This is a genomic window from Janthinobacterium sp. EB271-G4-3-2 (assembly GCF_020858035.1).
Taxonomy (GTDB): Bacteria; Pseudomonadota; Gammaproteobacteria; order Burkholderiales; family Burkholderiaceae_D; genus Janthinobacterium; species Janthinobacterium aestuarii.
Window position 1 is genome coordinate 1 of record NZ_JACYMG010000012.1, and the last position, 24,266, is coordinate 24,266.

Sequence of the window (24,266 nt, forward strand, 5' to 3'; positions counted from 1 at the left end):
TTGCGCCGATGATAGTGCTGCAACCAGTGTGAAAGTAGGTTATCGTCAGGCTTGTTATTCGCAGTAGAGAAAAACCCGATCAGCAATGGTCGGGTTTTTTTTCGTCTGGCGGTTTGATATGCCGCGGGTGGTGTCGGCTTACGCTGCGCTAAGCCGACCTACGTCCATAGGATGCCGGGTAGGTCGGATGAGCGTAGCGTAATCCGACAACTTAGCAGCCAATGCAACAGACAAAAAAAGGCAGCGCTGTGCGCTGCCTTTTTGTCTTTGCTTCCCTTTATTGACCGGCAACCGCCGGCGTGGCGCCGCTCCTGGCGACCCATTCGATCAAGGCATCAACGGCGGCGCGGCCGTTGCCGTTACCGGCCAGGTCGCTATTGATCATGGCGACCACCACGCACAGCTGGTTGTTGGCGTCGGGGACATAGCCGGCGATGGCCACCACATTCTTCAAGGTTCCCGTCTTGATGCGGGCCCGCGCGGCAGCCGGGCTGTTCAACAGGCGCTTGCGCATCGTGCCGTCCAGCGCCACGATGGGCAAGCTGGACTGGAACTCGGGTGCCCACGGGCTTTGCTGCATGGCCTGCAAGACGCCGGCCATTTGCGCCGGCGCAATGCGTCCCGTGCGCGACAAACCGGAACCGTTGTCGACCAGCATGCCCTGGGTGTCGATCTGGTGCCGCTGGAACCATTCCTGTATGACTTGCCGCGCACGCGTGGCCGTGTCTTCCGGCGCGGCCATGGCGACGGGGCGGCTGCCCAGCCAGCCATCGCTTTGCAAGCTGCCCAGACTCAGGAACAGGGTGCGGGCCAGGGTGTTGTCGGAGGTCTTGTTGATATCGCGTAGCACTTCCGGCAAGGCGCGCGCCACGTGGTCGGCCAGCATGCGCGTGCCGACCGGTTCGGCCGTCGGCGGCAAGCCTGTTGCCGGCGCTTCGCGCACCGTGCCCGTGATCGTGCCACCCAAACGCTTCCAGGTCGCACGGAACAAGCGGTCCGCATAATCATTGCGGTCGAGCACATTGATGCTGGTGGCCTTGCTGCAATTTTGCGGGAAGGTGCCGTGCAGGATTACCTGCAGCTTGCCGCTCGCATCGCGCCGGTATTCGGGTGGGCGCCAGCCATCTTCCCATCTGGCGCAACTGCCCTTGATGAGTTTCATGTCGCTCGTGATGCTGACGTTCTCGAGCGCCGGCTGCATCAGGATGCTCAATTGCCGCTCCGTCGAGTTCATATTGATATCGAGCAAATTGGTGTTCAGCAGCAAGGCATCGGGGATGACGTTGTAGCGGAACTCGGCCGATTCGTCGAAGGGCGGCGCACCGATATCGGGCCGGGCCGGCTGGAACAGTTGGCGGTCAAGGATCAGGTCGCCCTTGATTTTCACGATGCCCTGGTTGCGCAGGGTTTGCAGCATGTGTGCCAGCACGTCCGCATTAAAGTCCGTGTCGGCGCCGCCGCGCAGGATCAAGTCGCCCTTCAGTACGCCATTGATGACGTCGGCGCTGGTGCGCAACTCCGTGCGGCCGCGAAAGATGGGGCCCAGCTGCTCCAGGCCCACGGCCGTCGTCACCAGTTTCATGGTGGACGCCGGCTGCATGCTGCGTTCGGCCCCATGCGACAGCACGGTGGTGTTGCCGCGCAAGACGATGGCGCCCATGGCGTCTTCGGGAATATTCGCGCTGCGCAACAGCAGGCTGACGGATTCGGGCAATTGCGCCTGGGCAGTCGGCAGGCCAAGACCCGCCAACAGTGCCGCCATCAGAACAGGACGTAACATGGTGCTCCTTAGTGGAAAAAGACGTAGGCAACAAAGACGGCGGTGATCACGCCAGCCAGATCCGCGATCAGGCCGGCCGTGATGGCATAGCGCGTCTTGCGGATGCCCACCGAGCCGAAGTACAGGGCCACGATATAGAAGGTGGTGTCGGCCGAGCCTTGGAAGACGCAAGCCAGGCGGCCGACGAAGGAGTCGACGCCGTAGGTATTCATGGCGTCGATCATCATCGCCTTCGAACCGGAACCGCTGAGCGGCTTCATCATGGCCGTCGGCAGGGCGGGCACGAAGTCCGTATTAATGCCGAGATTGGCGAAGAACCAGTTCATGCCGCTCATCAGGAAATTGAACACGCCCGCGTTGCGGATCACGCTGATGGCCACCAGCATGCCGACCAGGTAGGGAATCACGGTGATCGAGGTCTGGATGCCGCCTTTTGCCCCCTCGATGAAGGCGTCATATACGTTCACTTTCTTGCGCAGGGCGCCGATGATGAAGATGGCGATGACGCTGATCAGGACCAGGTTGCTGACAACCTTCGAGACCAGCTCGATTTCCTGTTTCGTCAGGTATTGCGTGAAGTACCAGATCATGGCGACGATGGCGCTCGTCATGCCGCCCATCCAGCCCAGCACGACCCGGTTGAGCAGGTTGATGCGTTGCTTGATGGACACCGTGATGATGCCGACCATGGTGGCCACATAGGTGGCGATCATGCACGGGATAAAGATGTCGGACGGATCGGCCGCGCCGAGAATCGAGCGCTGCGCCATGATGGCCAGCGGAATCAGGGTCAGGCCCGAGGTGTGCAGCACCAAAAACATGATTTGCGCATTCGTCGCTTCTTCCTTGTTCGGGTTCAAGGTTTGCAGGCTTTCCATGGCCTTTAAACCGAACGGCGTGGCCGCATTGTCCAGGCCCAGCAGGTTGGCCGAGAAATTCATCACCATGTGGCCCGTGGCTGGATGGTCCTTGGGAATTTCCGGGAAGATGCGCGAAAAGAACGGTGCGATCACTTTCGCCAGCCAGCCGACGATGCCCGCCTTTTCACCGATGTTCATGATGCCGAGCCACAAGGTCATCACGCCCGCCAGCGGCAGGGCGATATCCATCACGCCCATGCGCGCCGTCTCGAACGTGCCGTCGATGATGCGCTTGAAGATATCGGTATCGCCGAGAAAAAGCCACTGCAGCACTGCGGCGAGGAAGCCAACGAGGAAAAAGCCGGACCAGATGTAATTAAGTGCCATATGCGATCAGTTCTGTGTGACGGGAGGTGAAAAGGTGCTGCAAGCAAAGTATAGAGGCAGCCCGATACGAGTTGATGAAAGAATGCAGCAATCGCATGCCAAAAAGTTATAAGCTGGCAGCCTGTTTTCATTGGCGCCCCGTACTGTGCCCGAGTAGTCTCGGTGATGCCTGTTCTTCACGTTTGTTTGTTGCCCCTGTCTGCACTGGATCACTGATGATGTTTTTACGTAAAACCGCCTGCGCCGCTGGCCTGGCCCTGTTGACGCTCTTCGCCGCGCCTGGCCATGCCGCCAACGATGCCCGCGCGAACAAGACCCTGCACTTATTCCTCAGCACCAGCGAGACGGGCCTGGACCCGGCCGTGGCATCCGACCTGGCCAGCTTGAACTTGATGGAAAACATCTTCGATCCGCTCTTGCGCTATGACTACCTGGCGCGCCCCGTGCAGCTGCAGGGCAATACGGCGCGCGCCATGCCGACGGTGGAAGATGGCGGGCGCACGTATACTTTTCACTTACAGCCCGGCATTTTTTTTACGCCCGATCCCGCCTTCAAAGGCAAGCCGCGCGAAGTGACGGCGCAGGATTATGTGTATAGCCTGACGCGCCTGTATGACCCCAGCCTGAAGTCGCCATGGCTGTTCCTGCTGGAAGACAAGCTGGTGGGCGACGCGGCCCTGAAAGCCAAATTCAGCTACGACACGCCGATCGCGGGCTTGCAGGCACTGGACAAATACACCCTGCGCATCCGCCTGAATGGCGTCGACCCGAACTTCCTGTTTTACCTGGCCATGCCGGCGACCGCTGTGGTGGCGCGCGAAGTGGCAGAAGCGTACCCGGCGGCAGGGCAGATCGGCAACCATCCCGTGGGCACGGGGCCGTTTCTGGTAAAAGAGTGGAAGCGCAGCGACAAGATCGTGCTGCAGGCCAATCCGACTTTCCGCCCCACCGTGTTCCATACGCAAGCCAAGGCGCTGGCCGCCTTGCCGGCCGACGCGCGCGCCATCGCCAGCGCGCTGGAGGGACAACGCTTGCCCCTGGTCGAGCGCATCGAGGTGCGCATCGTCGAGGAATATCAATCGCGCATGCTGGGCTTTCTGAAAGGCGAATTCGATTACCTGGAGCAAGTGCCGGAATCGATGACGGACATGGTGCTGGAAAACGGCGCCCTGAAACCGGCGCTGGCCGCCAAGGGTTTGCAGCTGACGCGCTTTCCCGTGCTGCAGACGTATTACATGTGGATGAATATGGACGATCCTGTGCTGGGCGGCATGAGCAAGGACAAGCTGGCCCTGCGGCGCGCCATCGCCCTCAGCTACAACAGCCGCGAAGATATCGCGTTATTAAAGAAAGGCCTGGCCTTGCCGGCCCAGTCGCCGCTGCCGCCCAATGTGCTCGGTTACGACAAGCATTACCGCAGCCCCGTCGGCTACGATCCGGCCCTGGCGCGCGCCCTGCTCGACCGCTTCGGCTACAAGGCGGGGCCAGACGGTTTCCGCACCCAGCCGGACGGCACGCCCCTGATCCTGACCATGCATACGGAGCCGAGCACGGTGGGCCGCTTGCGTGATGAATTGTGGCGCCGCAACCTGAACGCCATCGGCGTGCGCGTGGAATTTAAAAGCGACAAGAAGACGGAAATCATCAAGGCCTCGCGCCTGGGCAAGGTGCAGATGTTCGAGACCAACTGGATCGCCGACTTCCCCGACGGCGATAACTTTATGCAATTGTTGTATGGTGGCAACGTTGGCCGCGCCAACTATGCCCGCTTCAACTTGCCCGATTACAATAAACGCTATGAGGAGGCGCGCCTGCTATCCGATACGCCGCGCCGACGCAGTCTGTACTTCGACCTGTTTCAGCTGATCCACGCTTACACGCCGTGGGTGCTGCTGACGCATCCCATCTCTGCCGACCTGCAACAACCGTGGCTAAAAAACTACAGGCGCCACCCCGTGGAATTCACGTCCTGGCGCTATCTGGACGTGGATAAGGCCAAGGGTAGCCCCGCAGGCAAGTGACCATGTCGCTGAAAAGGGCATTCATTCCAAAAAGTTATGGTTAGGAAAGCATTTTTCATTGGCTGGCCGCGGATGCATCGCGCTACTCTGAAAATGAAAACAAATAAAGTCATGCGCAATTGTCATAAAAAAATGTACTGCGAGACAGACGTTGCGACATATCTATACAGCCTGACTTGATGACTCAAGTTTCGATTGCCCAACAAGGAGAAGACCTGTGAAATTGAAAAAGCTAGCGCAGTTGGTGGCATTGATGGGGGTGGTGGGGCCGGTCGTCGCACAGGAAGCGGCGGCCCCAGCAATGCAACGGGTCGAAGTGACGGGCAGCAGCATCAAGCGGGTGGCCAAGGAAGGCGCGCTGCCCGTGCAAGTTATCTCGTTTGACCAGATCGAAAAACAGGGCATCACGACGACCGAGCAACTGGTGCGTACCCTGTCAGCGAATGGCACGGGCGCCGATAACATGACTTCGGGCAATAACGTGTTTGGCGCCGATGCGGACCGGGTCAGCGGTGGCGCTTCGTTCGCCTCGCTGCGCGGCCTGGGACCGTCGAGCACCTTGGTGCTGTTGAACGGCCGCCGCATCGCCACGCACGGCGCCAGCGGCAAGTCGGTCGACCTGAACTCGATCCCGCTGGGCGCGATTTCGCGCGTGGAAATCCTCAAGGATGGCGCCTCGGCCATCTACGGCACGGACGCCATCGGCGGCGTGATCAATTTCATTCTGAAAACCAATTACAGCGGCGTGGAAGCGTCCGTCTCCACCAACGACACGCAGGCCGGCGGTGGCGCCACGCGCCGCGCCTCCTTGCTGGCAGGCACGGGCTCGCTGGAGTCGGACCGCTACAACATCATGGCCAGCCTGACCGTCGATAAGGCGCAGCAGCTCAATGGCCGCGACCGCTCTTTCGTCAACGGCTATCAGCCGGGCCGCGGCCTGTCGCCCGATACCACGGGCACGCCGTTCGCCAATCAGATGGCGGGTACCGGAACGGCGCTGGGCACCTCGTTCCAGCTGCCAGGCGACGCGAATAAATACCTGCAAGCCAATCCGCTGAGCTTCCAGGGCAAGTGCGACACCATCGCCGGCATGTCGCAGTACCAGACGGCACTGTGGAAAGACGTGACCTCGCCGCTGCGCACCACGTATTCCTGCGCGTATGACTATGGCGCCGACTATGTGCTGCAATTCCCCGTCGAACGGGCCAATCTGTTGTCGCGCGGTACGTTCCAGCTGGCGCCCGACCATCGCATGTTTGTCGAAGTGCTCGGTTCGCGCACCAAGGCCACGGCCATTTTGACGCCGATGCAGGTGCAGGCGACTGTCGCCAACAAGAATTTGTATCCGGTCGGTGGCGCTTATTACCAGGATCTGTCGGCCTACATCCCTTCGTTCGACAACACCAAGCCGATTTCCTACAAATGGCGCGCCAATGACGTGGGCAACCGCACGCAGGAAAACACCACCGACAATGCCCGCGTGCTGGTGGGCTTTGAAGGGAACTTCGGCAAGTGGGATTACAAGGCCGGCATTTCACGCGCTGAGAGCAACACCAAGACCAAGCTGACGGACGGCTATTCCTACACGGACAAGCTGTACGCGGCCTTGGCCAGCGGCATCATCAACCCATGGGTGGGCGCGGGCCAGAGCCAGACGGAAGCGGCCAAGCAATTGATCGAATCGACCAAGTTCCGTGGTGACTTCCAGCACGGTAAGACGACCCTCACGCAGATCGATGGTTCCGTCTCGGGCGAGCTGTTCCAGCTGCCGGCCGGTGCCTTGGCCATGGCGGCCGGTTTTGACTTGCGCCGCGAAGGTTACAGCTTTGCGCAAGACGTCGATGCCACGCAGATTTTGCTGTCGCCAGGCAATGCCGCATTAAAAGATGCCAGCCGTACCGTCAAGGCCGTGTATGCCGAGTTGCTGGTGCCGGTCACGAAGGATCTGGAAATGCAACTGGCCATCCGCCGCGACGATTACAGCCTGGTGGGTGCGACGACGAATCCGAAGGTGGCCTTCCGCTATCAGCCGGCCGACTTCCTGCTGTTCCGTGGTTCGGCCAGCAAGGGTTTCCTCGCACCGAGCTTCCAGCAGCTGTATTCCGGTTCGCTGAGCCAGGAATTGCCGAACGGCGTGGTCGACCAGGAAGGCTGCGCCAAGCATCCGGGCGTACCCGAGTATTGCGCCATCGACCGCCTCGATTACAGGACGGGCGGCAACACGAATTTGAAGCCGGAAACGTCGAAGCAGGGCAGCGTCGGTTTTGTCATCGAGCCGGTCAAGGGCTATTCCGCCTCGTTCGACTACTGGGCCATCAATACCAAGGACCGCATCCTGAACCGCACGCCGCAAATCGTGCTGGCCAACTACCAGGCGCTGAACCAGTACATCCACCGCAATCCGGACGGCACCATCGAGTACGTGCAGGCGGGCTGGATCAATGCGGCAGGCAGCCGCGTGCGCGGCCTCGACGTGGGCTTGCGCGGCGAAGGCAAGATCCGGGACGCGAAATGGACGGCGACCCTGGATGGCACGTATATGGACAGCTTCAAGTTTGCGGAATATCAAGGCCAGGAATACCAGGAACTGGTCGGCAAGTTCTATACGCGCGATTTGTACCTGCGCTGGAAACACAATGCCAGTTTCGGCGTGTCGCGCGGCGACTGGAGCGGCTTGCTGGTGCAGAGTTTTTCGTCGGGCTACAAGGACCAGCTGCCGAATGGCGGCAAGGGTACGCCGCCGCCGGGCTTCAAGCCGGACGTGTCCAGCTACACCACGTATAACCTGTCGGGCACGTACACGGGCTTCAAAAATACCACCATCACCGTGGGCATCCAGAACTTGTTCGACCGCGATCCCCCATTCACCGCGCACAACGTGGATGAAGTGGTGGGCGCCGGCTGGGACCCGCGCGTAGCCGACCCGCGCGGCCGCTCGCTGTCGTTCCAGCTGAAGTACAAGTTCATGTAAGGCGGTCAGGCCGGCGGCGATCCCGTCGGCATGCTAACCTCGTGCGGCGGCGCCTGGCGTCGCCGTTTTTATTTCAGGAAAGGGCCGCATGTCCAGTCAGACCAATCTCAGCCGGCGCCACTTCGGCGGCTTGCTGGCCGCCACCTTGGGGGCGGCAGGCACACCGGCATGGGCGGCGGCCGCGCAAGGGAAGGGCAAACGCATGCAACAGCAACACGCATTGATCAAGCCGGCGCGTTTGCGCCAGGGCGACCTGGTCGCCATCATCGCGCCGGGCGGTTTTACGGATGAAGACGCCATCGCCAAGGCCGTGCGCAATATCGAATCGCTGGGCTTGCGCGCCAGCCTGGGCGCGAATATCCGCGCCGTGCACGGCAACTACGCGGGCACGGTGCGGCAGCGCCTCGACGATTTGCACGCGGCGTTCCGCGACCCGGAAGTCAAGGCGGTGTGGGCCATCCGTGGCGGCTCCGGCTGCATTTCGCTGCTGGCGCTGCTCGACTACGCCTTGCTCCGCCGTAACCCGAAAGTGCTGATCGGCTATTCCGACATCACGGCCCTGCACCTGGCCATCGCCAGCCAGACGGGGCTGGTGACTTTCCATGGCCCCGTGGCCTCGTCCACGTTTTCCGACTACACGGTGACGCAGCTGCGCAATGTGCTGATGACGCCGCAAGACAGTTATACGATACCGATGGCGCTGGACAACCACCGCCGCGCGCAGACGCAGCCGAACTTCGCCATCCGCACCGTGCACGGCGGCCAGGCGACGGGGCGCTTGACGGGCGGCAATCTGTGCATGGTCAGCGCGCTGGCCGGCACGCCGTATGCGGCTGATTTCCGCGAGCATATTTTGTTCCTTGAAGAAATCAATGAAGTGCCGTACCGCATCGACCGCATGCTGTGCCAGCTCGACCTGTCCGTGGGGTTCAACAAGGCGGCGGCCTTGATGCTGGGCATCTTCGAGCATTGCGAGGCGGCCGAAGGCGATACCGCGCTGACCCTCGATGCCACCGTGGACCAGCATTTGCAGCCCTTGCGCGTGCCGGCCGTCAGCGGCTACTCGTTTGGCCACATCCGCCACCAGTTCACGATACCGATGGGCATCCTCGCCACCCTGGATGCGGACCGGCAAACCTTGACCTTATTGGAGCCGGCCGTCTGTTAGCGTACGGTGCAGCGGGGCGCTTGTCAGTATGCTAGTGTGATTGCAGGCGTGGCACGAGGCCGCGCCGCCTTTCTTCACCGCACCCGACATGATCAACCGCCACGCCAGTACCTACATTCTCAGCCACCCGCTGGCCTTCGTGCTGCAAGTGCTGAAGGGTTTCCGCGCCAATCAGGGCTTGCTGCTGGCGGGCGCCGTCGCGTATTACTCGCTGCTGTCCATCGTGCCCCTGCTGATGCTGGTGGTGGTGGCCCTGTCGCACGTGATCGCGCAGGACGAATTGCTGCAAACCATAGGCCATTACCTGGAATGGCTGGTGCCCGGGCAATCGAAGGCCATCGTGGCCGAGGTCGCGCATTTCCTCAACAACCGGGGCGTGATCGGCTGGCTGCTGCTGCTGACCATGCTGTTTTTCAGTTCCTTGGCGTTTACCGTGCTGGAAAACGCCATGAGCGTGATCTTCATCCACCGCGTCGCCATCCGCCGCCGCCATTTCCTCATTTCCGCCGTGCTGCCGTATTGCTACATCCTGTGCCTCGGTATCGGTATTTTGCTGATCACCCTGGTGGCGGGCAGCTTGCAAGTGATGGGGGAGGAAAGCGTGCGTTTCCTGCGCCACGACTGGGGCCTGGAAGGCGTGTCCGGCGTGCTGCTGTATTTGCTGGGGCTGGCGGGCGAAATCCTCGTGCTCAGTTCGATCTACCTGGTCATGCCGGTGGGGCGATTGTCGATCACGCATGCGTTGATCGGCGGCGTCACGGCGGCCCTGTTGTGGGAAATCGCGCGACACGTGCTGGTCTGGTATTTCTCCACCTTGTCGCAGGTCAATATCGTGTATGGCTCGATGACGACGGCCATCGTCGTCATGTTCAGCCTGGAAATCGGCGCCACCTTGCTGCTGCTGGGCGCGCAAGTGATTTCCGAATACGAGAGAGTGGCCCGTGGCGGCGAAGAGGACAAGCCGCTGGCGCTAAGGACTTGATTTAACGTATGGTTTCAATTCGTTATTGCACTGCACAAAAAGCTGTGCTATACTCCGTTCAGTGATTGAGATTTGGCAGCAAATTATCTCACCATCCAGTTTCAGCGCGGCGACCGACAGGTGTAATGTCGATGGCGTGACAGTGCGAAGAAATGGATTTTGTAATTCCGGATACGATGGTCGATTTACACTTGGAGTCACCATGCAGATAGCATGGGAGTCCGAAAATCAGGAGGCACTTTGCAGATAGCACTGGCGTCCATGACACGATTAAAGCATTGGTAATACATTGGAACGAAGCCCGCGCTAGCGGGCTTTTTTTTCGTCTGGTGGGCGCTTTTATAAACCTACTGCGCAGCCCGCTCTCGAATCGGCGTTACTCGCCGTACCGAAGTACGGCTGCGTTACTCAATCCGATATCGGGCTTGCTCGCTACGGTTTCTAAAAGCGCCGAGACTGTTACTTCCAAATATTTTTACAAGGCCCTGGCGATCAGGATTTTCTGAATATCGCTGGTGCCCTCATAAATCTGGCACACGCGCACGTCGCGGTAGATGCGCTCGACGGGGAAGTCGGACACATAACCATAGCCGCCGTGCACCTGGATGGCGTCCGAGCACACTTTTTCCGCCATTTCCGACGCAAACAGCTTGGCCATCGCCGCTTCCTTCAGGCAGGGCAAGCCTGCATCTTTCATGGCCGCCGCGTGGCGTATCAGTTGCCGTGCCGCTTCGATCTGTGTCGCCATGTCGGCCAGGCGGAATTGCACGGCCTGGTGTTCATAGATGGGCTTGCCGAAACTTTCCCGGTCGCGCGCATAGCTCAGGGCCGCCTCATATGCGGCGCGCGCCATGCCCACGGCTTGCGAGGCGATGCCGATGCGTCCGCCTTCCAGGCCGGACAGGGCGATCTTGTAGCCTTGTCCTTCTTCGCCTATCAAATTTTCCGCAGGGATGCGGCAATTCTCGAACAGGATTTGCGCCGTGTCCGACGAATGCTGGCCCATCTTCTGTTCCAGGCCCGCCACGATATAGCCCGGCGTGTTCGTCGGCACCCAGAAGGCGCTGATGCCGCGCTTGCCGGCCGCCTTGTCGGTGACGGCCATGACGATGGCCACGTCCGCATACTTGCCGCTGGTAATGAATTGTTTCGTGCCGTTGATTACATATGTATTGCCATCGCGGGTGGCCGTCGTACGCAGGGCCGAGGCGTCGCTGCCCGTGTGTGGTTCCGTCAGGCAAAACGCACCGAGCATCGTGCCTTGCGCCAGCGGACGCAGCCATTGTTCCTTTTGCGCATCGTTGGCGTACATCATGGCGATGCTGCACACGGGGCAATTGTTGACGGAAATGATGGTCGAGGTGCCGCCATCGCCGGCGGCGATTTCTTCCAGCACCAGGGCCAGCGATACATAGTCGAGGCCGGCGCCACCGAGCGCTTCCGGCACGGCCACGCCAAAGGCGCCCAGCGCGGCCAGTTCCTGCAATTCTTCTTTCGGGAAATGATGTTCCTTGTCCCAGCGGGCCGCGTTGGGCGCCAGGCGCTCGCGCGAAAAACTGCGCAGCGCTTCCTGGATCATGGTCTGTTCTTCATTGAGTATCATGGGACGTCGTCTCGTTTGTTTTGATGGTGTGTGGGGGAATTACCAGCCGATCGGCTTGCCATCGTAGTTGCGGAACACGGCCTTCTCCGTGGCCGGCAAGCTGGCCAGGGTGGCGCGGATGCCGGCAGCGCTTTCCTCTGGCGAAATATCGGCACCGGCGCCGCCCATGTCCGTGCGCACCCAGCCCGGGTGGAAGGCGACGCAGCTGACGCCTTGCGGGCCATGCACAAGGGACGTGTCGATCAGCACGGAATTCAAGGCCGCCTTGCTGGCGCGGTACAGCGAACCGCTGGGGTTGCCCCGTTCGCTCAAGGAGCCCATGTGCGAGGACAGCACGGCCAGTTTACCTTTGGCATTGGCCACCAGCGGTGCCAGGATCGGCAGCAGCCGCATGGCCGCCAGCACGTTCGTGTGCATGACGGCATCGAAATCTTCTTGCGTAGGGGTACCATCTTGGCGCGAGCCATACACGCCCGCGTTGAGAATGGCCACGTCGAGCTTTTCATCGTCGAGCTTCCAGCCCAGACCGGCACAGCCGTCCACGTCCGTCACGTCGAGCCGGTGCGCTTCCACACCCAGTTGCGTGAGGGCGTCGCAAGCGTCTTGCGTGCGCGCCGTGGCAATCACTCGCCAGCCATCGTGGCGGTATTGACGGACGATTTCGTGGCCGATGCCGCGCGAGGCGCCAATGATCAATGCGGTAGGCATGTGTTTTCTCCCTCGATGCAATCAATGAAAAGGCGCGCGGCGAACGTGTCCACGCCGCGCGCGCCTGTCGTCAACAGAGCAGCTTATACCAGTTCGATCGCCATTGCCGTCGCTTCGCCGCCGCCGATGCACAGGGCCGCCACGCCGCGCTTGCCGCCGGTTTTTTTCAAGGCGCCCAGCAGGGTGACGATGATGCGCGCGCCCGAGGCGCCGATCGGGTGGCCCAGCGCGCACGCGCCGCCGTGGATGTTGATCTTGCTGTGCGGAATGTCGAGGTCGTGCATGGCGGCCATCGGCACGGCCGCGAACGCTTCATTAATCTCGAACAAGTCGACATTGCCGCTGCTCCAGCCCGTCTTGGCATACAGTTTTTTCACCGCGCCGATGGGGGCCGTCGTGAATTCGTTCGGCGCCTGCGCGTGCGTGGCGTGGCCGTGGATTTTCGCGATGACGGTGCAGCCGAGTTTTTCCGCCGTCGATTCACGCATCAGCACCAGGGCTGCCGCGCCATCGTTGATCGATGAAGACGAGGCGGCCGTGATCGTGCCATCCTTTTTGAACGCCGCCTTCAAGGTCGGGATTTTTTCCAGGCGGGCTTTTTGCGGGCCTTCATCGATGCTGACGACGGTGTCGCCGCCGCGGCCGGAAACGGTGACTGGAGCGATTTCCCATTCGAAACTGCCATCCTTGGTAGCGGCTTGCGCGCGTTTCACGGATTCGATGGCGAACGCATCCTGCGCTTCGCGCGTGAAGTGATACTGGCTGGCGCACTCTTCGGCAAACGTGCCCATCGAGCGGGCATTGCCCTTTTCATCGCGGCTGTAGGCGTCTTCCAGGCCATCCATCATCATGTGGTCATAGATCATGCCATGGCCGATGCGGTAGCCGCCGCGCGCCTTCGGCACCAGGTAAGGGGCGTTGGTCATCGATTCCATGCCGCCCGCCACCACCACGTCGGCGCTGCCGGCCAGCAAGGTGTCATGCGCGAACATGGTCGTCTGCATGGCCGAGCCGCACATTTTCGACAGGGTCACGGCGCCCGTGGAATCGGGCAAGCCGGCCTTGCGCAAGGCCTGGCGCGCGGGCGCCTGGCCCTGGCCGGCCATCAGGCAATTGCCGAAAAACACGTGTTCAACGGCGTCCGGCGCCACGCCGGCCCGCTCGACGGCGGCGCGGATGGCCACGGCGCCCAGGTCGCTGGCGGTGACGTTGGCGAAGTCGCCCTGGAAGGCGCCCATGGGGGTGCGCGCGGCACCGACGATTACGACTGGATCATTCATGTTGGATCTCCGGTTAAGGGTGGGGAGGGTGACTGCATACAAAAACGCAGGTGCTGCGGATACGGGAAGACGTCCTCGATATGGCCGTCTTCGATGCGCTGTTTGCGCGCCTGCCAATATTGCGCCGTCAGCAGGTCGGCATGGTGCTGCATGAAATAGCGGCGGATGCGGGGATTGCCCAGCAGGAAGGTGCCGAATTGTTCGGGAAACACGTCGTGCTTGCCGATGGGATACCACGGTTCGGCCGACATTTCTTCCTCCTCCGTGCGCGCCTCGGGGATGATGCGGAACTGGCAATCGGTGATGTACTCGATTTCATCGTAATCGTAAAAAACGACGCGCTGATGACGGGTCACGCCAAAGTTTTTATACAGCATGTCGCCCGGAAAAATATTCGCCGCCACCAATTCCTTGATGGCGTTGCCGTACTCGACGATGGCGTGTTCGACCAGGTCGTCGCGGCCTTCCTTTTCGGCATTGCTCAGCCACATGTTCAGCGGCACCATGCGCCGCTCGATGTACAGGTGGCGGATGATGATCTGCTCGTGGTCTTCTTCGATCAGCGAGGGGGCGAACTGCTTGAGTTCCGCCAGCAGTTCCTCGGCAAAACGGGCGCGGGGAAAGGCCACGTTGGAATACTCGAGCGTGTCGGCCATGCGGCCCACGCGGTCGTGGTGTTTCACCAGCAAATACTTTTGCTGGACTTGCGCGCGCGTGGTTTCCTTGGGCGGCGGGAAAAAATCCTTGATCACCTTGAAGACATACGGAAACGACGGCAGGGCGAACACCAGCATCACCAGGCCGCGAATGCCGGGCGCGCTCTCGAAGTGGTCCGACGAGTGTTTCAGGTGCTGCAGATAGTCGCGGTAAAACAAGGTCTTGCCCTGTTTTTGCAGGCCCAGTATCGTATAGATTTCGCTGCGCGGTTTGCGCGGCAACAAGCTGCGCAGAAATTGCACATAGGCCGACGGCACTTCCATATCGACCAGGAAGTAGGCACGCGTAAATGAAAACAGCACGGCGATCTGCTGCTGCTCGAACAGCACCGTATCGAGCACGAGCTTGCCGTGGCGGTTGTGCAGGATGGGCACGACAAACGGATATTCGCGGTTGCCGTTGATGCCCTTGCCGACCAGGTAGGCGCCCTTGTTGCGGTAGAACAAGCTGGTCAGGACCTGGATCTGGTGGTTCGGCTCGATCCGATCGCCGCCGAACAGCTGCTGCAGCCGCGCTTCCACCTGGGCCACGTCGCGCTCGAGGTTGGCAAATGCGCAGTCCAGCTGGAAGTTGCTCACCATGCGCGTCAGGGTATGGCGCAAGCCATCCTGGCCCGGGTAATACACGCGGTAGGTGGGGACGGGATCCTGCGTTTCGATGTATTCGGTGGAAACGACGGGGCGCACGAAAATATAGTCGTTATTGAAATACGTGCGGTGCAGGATGTTGCAGCAGACGGAATTGAAGAAGGTTTCCGCCAGCTCCGGCTGCTTGTGTTCCGTCAGCATGCCGATGTAGTGGAGCTTCAGTTCGCGCCACACTTCGTCGCTCAACTCCGACTCTTCGTATTCATCTTCGAGCATCTGCACGCATTCCTGCACGCGCTTGTCATAAAAATCGATGCGTTCGCGGGCCGCCGTCTGCGCCGCGGCCCAGGCGCCTTGCTCGAAATATTGCTTGGCTTGCTGGCTCGTTTCGCGGAACAAACGGTAATGCTTGTCGAAGCCGTCGCGGATGGTGCGCGCGATATCGAATGCAATCTGGGAAGAGAGCAATTTGGGGAAGGCAATGTGCGTCATAGTTGTGCTCGCATGAATGGCTCATCACCCAGTCGATCGTCGCGCGCCCGTGCTTACTTGGTTTCCGCAAACAGTTCGCGGCCTATCAGCATGCGGCGGATTTCGCTGGTCCCGGCGCCGATTTCATACAGCTTGGCATCGCGCCACAGGCGGCCGGCCGGATACTCGTTGATGTAGCCGTTGCCGCCCAGGGCCTGGATCGCTTCACCCGCCATCCAGGTTGCCTTCTCCGCACTATACAGAATGGCGCCGGCCGCATCCTTGCGCAACTGGCGCACGGCTTCCGGCGTGGTGGCGCGGTCGCAGGCCTGGCCCACGGCGTAGACATAGGCCTTGCACGCCATCATGGTCGAATACATATCGGCCAGCTTACCTTGCATCAACTGGAATTCACCGATGGCCTGGCCGAATTGCTTGCGGTCATGTACGTAGGGCACGACCAGGTCCATACAGGCTTGCATGATGCCCAGCGGGCCGCCGGACAGCACGGTGCGCTCGAAATCGAGGCCCGACATCAGCACGTTGACGCCCTTGCCCAGGCCGCCCAGCACGTTTTCGGCAGGCACTTCGCAATCCTGGAACACCAGTTCGCCCGTGTGCGAGCCGCGCATGCCCAGCTTGTCGAGCTTTTGTGCGATGGAAAAGCCTTTGAAATTCTTTTCGATCAGGAAAGCCGTCATGCCGCGCGGACCCGCTTCCAGGTCGTTTTTCGCGTACACCACCAGCACGTCCGCGTCGGGGCCGTTGGTGATCCACATCTTGGTGCCGTTCAAGACCCAGCGGTCGCCCTTGAAGTCGGCGCGCAGCTTCATGCTGACGACGTCGGAGCCCGCGTTCGGTTCCGACATGGCCAGGGCGCCGATGTGTTCGCCCGTGATCAGTTTCGGCAGGTACTTGGCTTTCTGCTCGGCCGTGCCGTTGCGCTTGATCTGGTTCACGCACAGGTTCGAGTGGGCGCCGTAGGACAGGCCGACGGAAGCCGAGGCGCGCGAGATCTCTTCCATGGCGATGATGTGCGCCAGGTAACCCATGCCGGCGCCGCCGTATTCTTCGCTGACGGTGATGCCGAGCAAGCCCATGTCGCCCATCTTGCGCCACAGGTCCATGGGGAACTGGTCCGTACGGTCGATTTCGGCCGCGCGCGGCGCGATTTCGGCGGCGGCAAATTGTTGGATCGCTTCGCGCAAGGAGGCGATGTCGTCGCCGTGGTCAAAGGTCAAGCCTGGGAGATGGAGCATGTCGTCCTCGTCGTCGTTATAAGTGTGGCGGTCATGGGTGCCGGGTCAGTGAAGCTATGATACTCAGTTGTGACGTTTACGTAAACGTAAAGTAATACGCGCGGCAGTTGTCCGCTGCCTGCGCCTTTAGCTGGTTTGCGCCTTATCAAGGTTCAAGTCCGCCAGCATGCGCGCGCACGCGTCTTCATGCGCGCTGATTTCCGCCAGCGCCATTTCGATATCGATGCGCTGCTGCTCCAGGGTCTGCCGGTGCTGCGCCAGCACGCCCAGGAAGCGGTCCATCTGCGCGCGCGTGTCCTTCGGCGACTCGTACATATCGACCAGGCTCTTGATCTCCGACAACGCCAGGCCCAGGCGCTTGCCGCGCAGGGTCAGTTTCAGGCGGGTGCGGTCGCGCGGCGTGTAGACGCGGCTGCGTCCGCCAGCGCCTTCGCGTTTCGGGCTGAGCAAGCCCTGGTCTTCATAGAAACGGATGGCGCGCGCCGTGATGTCGAATTCCCGCGCCAGTTCGGTAATCGTATAGGTCGTCATGGGTGCGGGCGGTGTCGGTTGCATGGGTGGTCGGTCGCTGGAAGAGTGCTGAGAGACAATGGGTGGCAAAGTGCCGTTTACGTCAACGTCAATACTATTGTAGCGTGCCCTGCCCGTGCTGCAACAAAGAAAAAAGAAGGCGTGAACGGGAGAATTTGGCGAATCAGGCAACAATTACTGAAAATAAATTGATTCTTCTCGCACAAACGCGCTTAAGATCGAGAGTTGGTGGCCAAGATGACACCAAAAAGAGCTTTCCTGGCATAACGGCGACATTCTTTTCGCTGCGATGGCAGTAGAATTTTTAGGCGCAGATTCTTTCCAATAAGCACGGTCAAAAAACAACGTTTCACCATGAGCACGTTGTTGATGTCGTTTCTATATTGGAAACAAAATGGCCCTTCTGAAAACTTTGTCTACAAGAAATTGTATGACATGGGCATTGCATGTATCGGTAGAGGAGGGCATTATCCGATACCGTACGTTGTAATGCCAAACCGAGGCTTTGAATCGTGCTGCAGTGCGAAAATCAAGGCTAGCCGCGAATTTGACCCGAAGCCACGCAGAATCGCAAGAGAAAATTCGGCCCACTTTTTGACTTGGAAAGCCCGGCCGGAGTGTTAATTGTTAATTGATGCTATTTTCAAATGTAACAATCTGTATGGTCATTCAAGAAACTGACTTTCATGTTACAACATGAAATAGTACACCTATGAATTCTTCTAACGAACGCGAAAGCTTCAGCCAGCGACTTCAGTTGGCTCTCAAAAACGCCCATTATTCTCCAGACAGCCCGACCAGACTGGCCCGGGAATTCAATATCCGTTTCGACGGGCGCCCGATTACCGTGCATGCAGCTAGGAAATGGTTAGTAGGTGAAGCAATTCCGACGCAAGAGAAATTGCGCATGATTGCCCAATGGTTGGGCGTTCCGGCGGAATGGTTGCGTTTTGGCGGCCCGGAAAGCGCCACGCCGAATGGCGAAGCGGGCAGCGCTTTGTCGCGATTTGAGTCCGCCGATGTGAAATTGATTGCCGATTTGCAAAGATTAGATGAACATCATCGTCAAATCGCGCGAGAATTTATTCGCATGCTGGTCCGAGTCAACTACCAAAAGTAAGCATCCAGGCCCTCCCCGGCCGGCACCGTCCGCCTTTCGCTGGCGGTGCTCCCCCTGTCCTTTTATTTGCGCAAGGTCATACTGGAGACATGATTTTGCCGCACAATAAGACCTCGCATGTTGCGCTGCAGCGGAATTATTTGACAATAATCCCGCGTGCGGCGGCGCAGCGGCCAATACCAGCGCATAATCACATCGGAAGCAGCCAGTTCATCCACTACGGAGCCGAGCATTTGAGCCGTCTTATGAAAAGTAACTACAGCAATACCGCGCAGCTGAAGGACTTGATGACCGTGCCCCCCATGACTGCCGCGCAACATGCGGAAGTGATGCGCAAACGGATCGCCCACCGCAGGATGGTTGAAGAAGCCAGGGATTTGAAGCAGGCAAGTGCTCATCAGTTCGACAAGCGGTGAGGGATGCCTGACCAAAGCTACTGCGCGTCGCGCTTTGCGGCCGGCGATGCTCACCGTGCTGGAGCACGGTTGCGCTTCTTGGCCACAAGGGGGCGCCGAGCCTCACTGCCGCTCGCTACGCTTTTGTCAGGCAGCGTGACTTGGCAGGGGTTTCCCCGCTTATAAGTTGATTGCGTTGGTGATGTCAGGTTTCTGACGCTTTAAGGCCATTCCAGCGCGGTGCCAGGACGTGCTCGATGCCGAGCAGGTCGATGACCCTCGCCACCGTATGGTCGACCATCTGCGCAATGCTCTGCGGGTGGTGATAGAAGCTCGGTAAGGGCGGGAAGATGATGCCGCCCATTTCGGTCACGGCCGTCATATTGCGCAGGTGCGCCAGGTTGAACGGCGTTTCGCGCACCATCAGGATCAGGCGGCGGCGCTCCTTGAGCACCACATCGGCGGCCCGCGTGATCAAATTATCCGACAAGCCATGCGCGACGGCCGCCAGCGTCTTCATCGAGCACGGCGCGACGACCATGCCATCCGATTGAAACGAGCCGCTGGCGATCGACGCGCCGATGTCGCGCAGCTTGTGCACCACGTGCGCCTGCGCTTCGACGTCCTTGCGCCCCACGCCCGTTTCCTGGTGCAGGGTCAATACGGCCGCATCCGACAGGACCAGATGCGTTTCGACGCCGGGAGTGGCGCCTAGCAATTGCAGCAGCCGCAAGCCATACACGGCGCCCGTGGCGCCCGTGATGGCCACGACGATACGACGCGGCCGCTGCGTTTGGCTATCAGGCATCCAGCAGGGACTTCAGTTCGCCCGATTCAAACATTTCATTCATGATATCGGAACCACCGATGAACTCGCCTTTGACATACAGCTGTGGAATGGTTGGCCAGTTCGAGTAATCCTTGATGCCCTGGCGAACTTCCGGGTCATCCAGCACGTTGACGGTGGCGATGTTTTCCACGCCGCACGCTTTCAGGATCTGGATGGCGCGGCCGGAAAAGCCGCACTGCGGGAACTGGGCCGTGCCCTTCATGAACAGCACGACCGGCGTGTTCGTCACGGTTTCTTTGATCCAGGTTTGTACGTCGCTCATAGCTGCCTCTGATGGGGTAAATAAATAGATGCCGTCATTTTATAAGAAAACGCCGGCACGGGTATGCGCTCAAGTCATAAATCGGGCAAGTCAGCCACGTTGACGCTTATAAGGTCTTGCCCAGGCAGGCCGATTGTGCCGCACCTACATATTTTCCCCAGGCAATGACCGGCACATAGCCGTGTTTGGCATAAAACGCCACGGCGCGCGTATTCGCCACGCGCGTGGAAAGGTGCAGGGCCTGGTAGCCATGCCGGCGCGCCTGCGCCTCGACATGGGCCAGCAGGGCCGCGCCCACGCCAGTCGAACCCGGGCGCGCATACATACGCTTGAGTTCGCCTACGGCGCTGTCCGCTTCGCCCAGCGGGCGCAGGGCGGCGCAGCCCAGCAGTCCTCCAGCCGCATCGCGGGCCAGGTAAAAGCCGCCGCGCAAGGTTGCCGCTTCGACATCGAAGGAAGAGCGGCCGCTGTCGCCGTTGATGCGCAGCAATGCCTCTGACAAAGCATCGAGCAGCAATTGCGCATCCGGGCTGGCGGCGTCCACCGCCAGGATGACAAGGTCATGCCTGGCGGCCATGGGCTTAGCCGCGCAGCTTGGCGAACGCGGCGGCCATGCTGCCGGCCGGCTCGGGCGCGTTGCGCGACTGCGACTGGTGCTGCGCCATGCTGCGGCGGTCGTTGCGGTCGCCACGCTGCTCGGGTTTGCTGCCCGCTTGCGGCGCGCTGTCCGTCAAACGCATGGTCAGCGCGATGCGCTTGCGCTTCTCGTCGACTTCCAGCACTTTCACGCGCACGACCTGGCCAGCTTTGACCACCGTGTGCGGATCTTTCACAAACGTGTTCGACAGGGCGGAAATGTGCACGAGGCCATCCTGGTGCACGCCGATATCGACGAAGGCGCCAAAGGCGGCCACGTTGGTGACCACGCCCTCGAGTATCATGTCCGGGCGCAAGTCGCGGATTTCTTCCACGCCTTCCTTGAAGGTGGCGGTGGTAAATTCCGGACGCGGGTCGCGGCCCGGCTTTTCCAGTTCCTTCAGGATGTCGGAAATGGTCGGCACGCCGAAGGTTTCATCCGCGTATTTTGCCGGGCTGAGGGTTTTCAGCAAGGCGGTCTCACCGATGACGGCCTTGATATCCTTCTTGATGTCCGCCAGAATCTTTTCCACCAGCGGGTACGATTCCGGGTGGACGGCCGAGGCGTCCAGCGGGTTCTCTCCGCCCATCACGCGCAGGAAGCCGGCCGCCTGTTCGTAGGTCTTGTCGCCCAGACGCGGCACGGCCTTCAAGGCTGCGCGCGAGGTGAACGCGCCCTTCATGTCGCGGTAGGTGACGATACTTTGCGCCACGCTGGCCGACAGGCCGGACACGCGCGCCAGCAGGGGCGCGGACGCCGTGTTGACGTCCACGCCGACGGCATTCACGCAATCTTCCACCACGGCATCGAGCGAGCGGGCCAGCTGGCTTTGACTCACGTCATGCTGGTATTGGCCCACGCCGATCGATTTCGGGTCGATCTTGACCAGTTCGGCCAGCGGGTCTTGCAGGCGGCGCGCGATCGAGACGGCGCCACGCAGGGACACGTCCATGTCCGGCAACTCTTTCGAAGCGAATTCGGACGCCGAATACACCGACGCGCCCGCTTCCGAGACGACGATCTTCGTCATCTTCGCTTCCGGGTGCTGCTTGATCAAATCCTGCGCCAGTTTATCGGTCTCGCGCGAGGCCGTGCCGTTGCCAATCGAAATCAAGGACACATTGTGCTTGGCGGCAAGACGGCCCAGGGTATGCAGCGAGCCGTCCCAGTCGTTCTTCGGCTGGTGCGGGTAGATCACGGCCGTGTCGACCACTTTGCCGGTGGCATCGACCACGGCGACCTTGACGCCCGTGCGCAGGCCAGGATCGAGGCCCATGGTGGCGCGCTGGCCGGCCGGCGCGGCCAGCAGCAGCGCTTTCAGATTGGTGGCGAAGACGTTGATCGCGTCGAGTTCCGAGCGTTCGCGCAGCGCGCCCATCAGTTCCGTTTCCAGGTGCATGAAGCTTTTCACGCGCCAGGTCCAGCGCGCCGTGTCCGCCAGCCATTTGTCGGCCGGGCGGCCTTGCTGCTTGATGCCGAAGCGGGCGGCGATGCGGCCTTCGCACGGATTGTGCGGCGCATCCCATTTCGGTTTTTCCGCTTCTGTGTCGAGGCGCAGGGTGACGTCGAGGATGCCTTCGCGGCGGCCGCGCAGCAGCGCCAGCGCGCGGTGCGATGGCACGGTGGAAATGGTTTCCGAGTAATCAAAATAATCGGCGAATTTTTCGCCTTCGTCCTGCTTGCCTTCCACCACTTTCGATTCGACGATGCCGTGTTCCTGCACGTATTCGCGCAAGGTTTGCAGCAGGGTCGCGTCTTCGGCGAAGCGCTCCATCAGAATCTGGCGCGCGCCGTCGAGGGCCGCCTTGGTGTCGGCCACGCCCGGGTTGTTGCCATCGGCACTAGTAAACGCGTCGCGCAGGAACTTACCCGCTTCCATTTCCGGCGTCAGTTCCGGGTTCTCCAGCAAGCCGTCGGCCAGCGGCATCAAGCCCGCTTCGATGGCGATCTGCGCCTTCGTGCGGCGCTTCTGCTTGTATGGCAAATACAGGTCTTCCAGGCGCGTCTTGTCTTCCGCGTGCATGACGGCGTCCAGCAGCTCGGGCGTCATCTTGTTCTGTTCCGTGATCGAGGCCACGATGGCGGCGCGCCGCTCTTCCAGCTCGCGCAGGTAGCGCAGGCGCTCTTCGAGCAGGCGCAGCTGGATATCGTCGAGGCCGCCGGTCGCTTCCTTGCGGTAACGGGCGATGAAGGGCACGGTGGCGCCTTCGTCGAGCAGTTCGATGGCGGCGGCAACCTGCACCGGTTTGGCGGCAAGTTCAAGGGCAAGGCGTTGTTCGATAGTGGGCAGCATGGTTGTTTCCAGAGCGATCAAGCCTGGAATGATACGCAATCGGCGCGATTGCGCAATCTTGACAGCGCAAATGGACTGTGCGTTGACAAGCGCTTCAACGGGGCGGCAGCAGCGGGCTGGCGGGCGCGGGAGCCGGCGGCCTCTGCGGCGTGACGGACTTGCCAAAGGCATTGCCCATGCGGTGTTCGAGGGCGGCGCGGTTGTACAGGCCCAGCTGGTTCGACGGACGCTGCATGACCGCTTCGGCGCCGGACAGGGTGGGTGGCTGCCGGTTCATGGTGTTGCTATCCGGCAATAATTTTTCATTCAGGCAAGACATCGATTGTGTGCGCTGGCCATTGACTTCCACTTCCACGCAGCCCTTCTGCGGCGCGGCGGCCTTCACGACGACGGTGTGCTCGTCCGCCTGCGCGGGCAGGGTGGCGCAAGCGAATAAAACACTCAAGAACAGGCGTGCCATGGCGGCTCCCGGAACGGTGGAATCAGCGTCCAGCATAGCAAGGTCATGTGTCGCGGCGATGACACAGGCCGGGGTGCGGGCTGATGCCATGTCATGCAGTTGTCATTTTATGAAGCTACCATCCTGCCATTCTGCTTGAACTATTGCAGTCAAGACACTTCATGAGCAGGACTTTTCGTTGCGTCCCCTGGAAAATGACACTAAGCCACCGCCGCGCCGCAAAGGGCAATGCCCTGTCCGCCTGCTTGCTGATGACATTGATGACGTTGATGACATTCGTGCGGCCGGCTGCGGGCGCGGACGGTGCTGACGCCGCCGCGCACGCAACCCTGCGCTTCGACTTGCCCGCCCAGCCGCTCGATGCGGCCCTGGTGGCGTTTGGCGAAGTGACCGGGTATTCCGTGCTCGTCAGCAGTCAGCTGGCGGCCGGCAGAGTGGCCTCGCCCGTGCGCGGCGACTACACGCCGGCCGAAGCGCTGCAGCGCCTGTTGGCGGGTACGCAACTGGGCGCACGCTTCAGCGGCAGCAACGCGTTTACCTTGCTGGCGCTGGCCGATGCATCCGTGGCGCCGGCGCCCGTGCCGGCCGAAGCCGCCCCCGCCGCCGTACCATTGCAAGGCTATGCGGCCGTCCTGCAGCGCTCGCTCACGCGCGCCCTGTGCCGTCTGCATCCGGACGCCTTCGGCCGCTACCGCCTGGCCTTCCAGCTGTGGCTCGACGAGCGGGGCAAAGTGCGCGCCGTGCACGTGCTCGAACCGAGCGGCGTGGAACAGCGCGACCGTGCCGTGCTGCAGCGCTTGCGCAGCCTGCTGATGGATGGCGCGCCGCCGGCGGGCTTGCCGCAGCCGCTGACGATTTTACTGACGCCGCGGCCCGACCCGGATGCCGATTGCGCGCCCTACCTCTTGCCTGGGGTGCTTTGAC

20 protein-coding genes are annotated in these 24,266 nt (G+C 60.9%); 7 read left to right on the forward strand and 13 right to left on the reverse strand.

Going from position 1 to position 24,266, the window contains the following annotated elements:
* Positions 1-277 precede the first annotated feature (277 nt).
* Both dacB and IGS55_RS22000 read right to left on the reverse strand, forming a co-directional pair.
* The gene (dacB, locus tag IGS55_RS21995) at positions 278-1,780 is read right to left on the reverse strand and encodes a D-alanyl-D-alanine carboxypeptidase/D-alanyl-D-alanine endopeptidase (protein WP_230518961.1); all 1,503 of its coding nucleotides are present in this window, start codon (positions 1,778-1,780) and stop codon (positions 278-280) included.
* A gap of 8 nt (positions 1,781-1,788) precedes the next feature.
* Positions 1,789-3,027 (reverse strand): nucleoside recognition domain-containing protein, encoded by a 1,239-nt coding sequence (locus IGS55_RS22000; RefSeq protein WP_034753725.1) that lies wholly within the window; start codon positions 3,025-3,027, stop codon positions 1,789-1,791.
* A 215-nt stretch (positions 3,028-3,242) separates the two neighbouring features.
* On the opposite strand from IGS55_RS22000, the gene IGS55_RS22005 reads away from it, so the two are divergent.
* From IGS55_RS22005 to IGS55_RS22020, 4 genes are all read left to right on the forward strand, one after another.
* Positions 3,243-5,048 carry an ABC transporter substrate-binding protein gene (locus IGS55_RS22005; protein WP_442908199.1) on the forward strand — a complete coding sequence of 602 codons (1,806 nt, stop codon included), beginning with the start codon at positions 3,243-3,245 and terminating at the stop codon, positions 5,046-5,048.
* A 217-nt stretch (positions 5,049-5,265) separates the two neighbouring features.
* Positions 5,266-8,019 carry a TonB-dependent receptor gene (locus IGS55_RS22010; protein ID WP_230518960.1) on the forward strand — a complete coding sequence of 918 codons (2,754 nt, stop codon included), beginning with the start codon at positions 5,266-5,268 and terminating at the stop codon, positions 8,017-8,019.
* 88 nt (positions 8,020-8,107) lie between these two features.
* Positions 8,108-9,187, forward strand: a complete 1,080-nt coding sequence (locus tag IGS55_RS22015) for a S66 peptidase family protein (protein ID WP_230518959.1) — start codon at positions 8,108-8,110, stop codon at positions 9,185-9,187.
* Positions 9,188-9,275: 88 nt separating this feature from the next.
* Positions 9,276-10,169 carry a YihY/virulence factor BrkB family protein gene (locus IGS55_RS22020; RefSeq protein ID WP_034753736.1) on the forward strand — a complete coding sequence of 298 codons (894 nt, stop codon included), beginning with the start codon at positions 9,276-9,278 and terminating at the stop codon, positions 10,167-10,169.
* 475 nt (positions 10,170-10,644) lie between these two features.
* Here the strand turns inward: IGS55_RS22020 and IGS55_RS22025 are convergent, their stop codons facing one another.
* From IGS55_RS22025 to IGS55_RS22050, 6 genes are all read right to left on the reverse strand, one after another.
* Positions 10,645-11,772 carry an acyl-CoA dehydrogenase family protein gene (locus IGS55_RS22025; RefSeq protein WP_230518958.1) on the reverse strand — a complete coding sequence of 376 codons (1,128 nt, stop codon included), beginning with the start codon at positions 11,770-11,772 and terminating at the stop codon, positions 10,645-10,647.
* Positions 11,773-11,811: 39 nt separating this feature from the next.
* The gene (locus IGS55_RS22030; RefSeq protein WP_230518957.1) at positions 11,812-12,480 is read right to left on the reverse strand and encodes an SDR family oxidoreductase; all 669 of its coding nucleotides are present in this window, start codon (positions 12,478-12,480) and stop codon (positions 11,812-11,814) included.
* Between the two features lie 83 nt (positions 12,481-12,563).
* A complete protein-coding gene (locus IGS55_RS22035; protein ID WP_230518956.1) occupies positions 12,564-13,760 on the reverse strand; it encodes an acetyl-CoA C-acyltransferase in 1,197 nt (398 codons plus the stop codon).
* The gene (gene aceK / locus IGS55_RS22040) at positions 13,757-15,556 is read right to left on the reverse strand and encodes a bifunctional isocitrate dehydrogenase kinase/phosphatase (RefSeq protein ID WP_230518955.1); all 1,800 of its coding nucleotides are present in this window, start codon (positions 15,554-15,556) and stop codon (positions 13,757-13,759) included. Before aceK ends, IGS55_RS22035 begins: the two co-directional genes overlap by 4 nt.
* Before the next feature lie 53 nt (positions 15,557-15,609).
* Positions 15,610-16,794 carry an isovaleryl-CoA dehydrogenase gene (locus tag IGS55_RS22045; RefSeq protein ID WP_034753750.1) on the reverse strand — a complete coding sequence of 395 codons (1,185 nt, stop codon included), beginning with the start codon at positions 16,792-16,794 and terminating at the stop codon, positions 15,610-15,612.
* Positions 16,795-16,920: 126 nt separating this feature from the next.
* Complete coding sequence (locus IGS55_RS22050) at positions 16,921-17,325, reverse strand: MerR family transcriptional regulator (protein WP_046683171.1); 405 nt, start codon at positions 17,323-17,325, stop codon at positions 16,921-16,923.
* Between the two features lie 712 nt (positions 17,326-18,037).
* Between IGS55_RS22050 and IGS55_RS22055 the strand changes: the two genes are divergently transcribed.
* The gene (locus IGS55_RS22055; RefSeq protein WP_034753756.1) at positions 18,038-18,445 is read left to right on the forward strand and encodes a hypothetical protein; all 408 of its coding nucleotides are present in this window, start codon (positions 18,038-18,040) and stop codon (positions 18,443-18,445) included.
* 89 nt (positions 18,446-18,534) lie between these two features.
* Positions 18,535-18,861, forward strand: coding sequence for a hypothetical protein (locus IGS55_RS22060; RefSeq protein ID WP_230518966.1), 327 nt, complete (start codon positions 18,535-18,537; stop codon positions 18,859-18,861).
* A gap of 184 nt (positions 18,862-19,045) precedes the next feature.
* On the opposite strand, the gene IGS55_RS22065 is transcribed toward IGS55_RS22060, so the two are convergent.
* From IGS55_RS22065 to IGS55_RS22085, 5 genes are all read right to left on the reverse strand, one after another.
* Positions 19,046-19,648 (reverse strand): UbiX family flavin prenyltransferase, encoded by a 603-nt coding sequence (locus tag IGS55_RS22065; RefSeq protein WP_230518954.1) that lies wholly within the window; start codon positions 19,646-19,648, stop codon positions 19,046-19,048.
* A complete protein-coding gene (gene grxD, locus IGS55_RS22070) occupies positions 19,641-19,952 on the reverse strand; it encodes a Grx4 family monothiol glutaredoxin (protein ID WP_034753766.1) in 312 nt (103 codons plus the stop codon). The genes IGS55_RS22065 and grxD overlap by 8 nt, the downstream gene beginning before the upstream one ends.
* Positions 19,953-20,058: 106 nt before the next feature.
* On the reverse strand, positions 20,059-20,529 hold the full coding sequence (locus IGS55_RS22075) for a GNAT family N-acetyltransferase (protein WP_230518953.1): 471 nt from the start codon (positions 20,527-20,529) through the stop codon (positions 20,059-20,061).
* A gap of 4 nt (positions 20,530-20,533) precedes the next feature.
* Positions 20,534-22,882, reverse strand: a complete 2,349-nt coding sequence (locus tag IGS55_RS22080) for a Tex family protein (protein ID WP_070221739.1) — start codon at positions 22,880-22,882, stop codon at positions 20,534-20,536.
* Positions 22,883-22,976: 94 nt separating this feature from the next.
* Entirely contained in the window at positions 22,977-23,342 is a 366-nt protein-coding gene (locus IGS55_RS22085) for a hypothetical protein (protein ID WP_230518952.1), read from the reverse strand.
* Positions 23,343-23,602: 260 nt separating this feature from the next.
* On the opposite strand from IGS55_RS22085, the gene IGS55_RS22090 reads away from it, so the two are divergent.
* Complete coding sequence (locus IGS55_RS22090) at positions 23,603-24,265, forward strand: secretin and TonB N-terminal domain-containing protein (RefSeq protein WP_230518951.1); 663 nt, start codon at positions 23,603-23,605, stop codon at positions 24,263-24,265.
* Position 24,266 lies beyond the last annotated feature (1 nt).

What these genes read in the sequence shown, in the direction of transcription:
- dacB (WP_230518961.1), bottom strand. Translation starts at nt 1,780, where the DNA reads ATGTTACGTCCTGTTCTGATGGCGGCACTGTTGGCGGGTCTTGGCCTG.
- IGS55_RS22000 (WP_034753725.1), bottom strand. Translation starts at nt 3,027, where the DNA reads ATGGCACTTAATTACATCTGGTCCGGCTTTTTCCTCGTTGGCTTCCTC.
- IGS55_RS22005 (WP_442908199.1), top strand. Translation starts at nt 3,243, where the DNA reads ATGATGTTTTTACGTAAAACCGCCTGCGCCGCTGGCCTGGCCCTGTTG.
- IGS55_RS22015 (WP_230518959.1), top strand. Translation starts at nt 8,108, where the DNA reads ATGTCCAGTCAGACCAATCTCAGCCGGCGCCACTTCGGCGGCTTGCTG.
- IGS55_RS22020 (WP_034753736.1), top strand. Translation starts at nt 9,276, where the DNA reads ATGATCAACCGCCACGCCAGTACCTACATTCTCAGCCACCCGCTGGCC.
- IGS55_RS22025 (WP_230518958.1), bottom strand. Translation starts at nt 11,772, where the DNA reads ATGATACTCAATGAAGAACAGACCATGATCCAGGAAGCGCTGCGCAGT.
- IGS55_RS22030 (WP_230518957.1), bottom strand. Translation starts at nt 12,480, where the DNA reads ATGCCTACCGCATTGATCATTGGCGCCTCGCGCGGCATCGGCCACGAA.
- IGS55_RS22035 (WP_230518956.1), bottom strand. Translation starts at nt 13,760, where the DNA reads ATGAATGATCCAGTCGTAATCGTCGGTGCCGCGCGCACCCCCATGGGC.
- aceK (WP_230518955.1), bottom strand. Translation starts at nt 15,556, where the DNA reads ATGACGCACATTGCCTTCCCCAAATTGCTCTCTTCCCAGATTGCATTC.
- IGS55_RS22045 (WP_034753750.1), bottom strand. Translation starts at nt 16,794, where the DNA reads ATGCTCCATCTCCCAGGCTTGACCTTTGACCACGGCGACGACATCGCC.
- IGS55_RS22050 (WP_046683171.1), bottom strand. Translation starts at nt 17,325, where the DNA reads ATGACGACCTATACGATTACCGAACTGGCGCGGGAATTCGACATCACG.
- IGS55_RS22055 (WP_034753756.1), top strand. Translation starts at nt 18,038, where the DNA reads ATGAATTCTTCTAACGAACGCGAAAGCTTCAGCCAGCGACTTCAGTTG.
- IGS55_RS22060 (WP_230518966.1), top strand. Translation starts at nt 18,535, where the DNA reads ATGATTTTGCCGCACAATAAGACCTCGCATGTTGCGCTGCAGCGGAAT.
- IGS55_RS22065 (WP_230518954.1), bottom strand. Translation starts at nt 19,648, where the DNA reads ATGCCTGATAGCCAAACGCAGCGGCCGCGTCGTATCGTCGTGGCCATC.
- grxD (WP_034753766.1), bottom strand. Translation starts at nt 19,952, where the DNA reads ATGAGCGACGTACAAACCTGGATCAAAGAAACCGTGACGAACACGCCG.
- IGS55_RS22075 (WP_230518953.1), bottom strand. Translation starts at nt 20,529, where the DNA reads ATGGCCGCCAGGCATGACCTTGTCATCCTGGCGGTGGACGCCGCCAGC.
- IGS55_RS22080 (WP_070221739.1), bottom strand. Translation starts at nt 22,882, where the DNA reads ATGCTGCCCACTATCGAACAACGCCTTGCCCTTGAACTTGCCGCCAAA.
- IGS55_RS22085 (WP_230518952.1), bottom strand. Translation starts at nt 23,342, where the DNA reads ATGGCACGCCTGTTCTTGAGTGTTTTATTCGCTTGCGCCACCCTGCCC.
- IGS55_RS22090 (WP_230518951.1), top strand. Translation starts at nt 23,603, where the DNA reads ATGACGTTGATGACATTCGTGCGGCCGGCTGCGGGCGCGGACGGTGCT.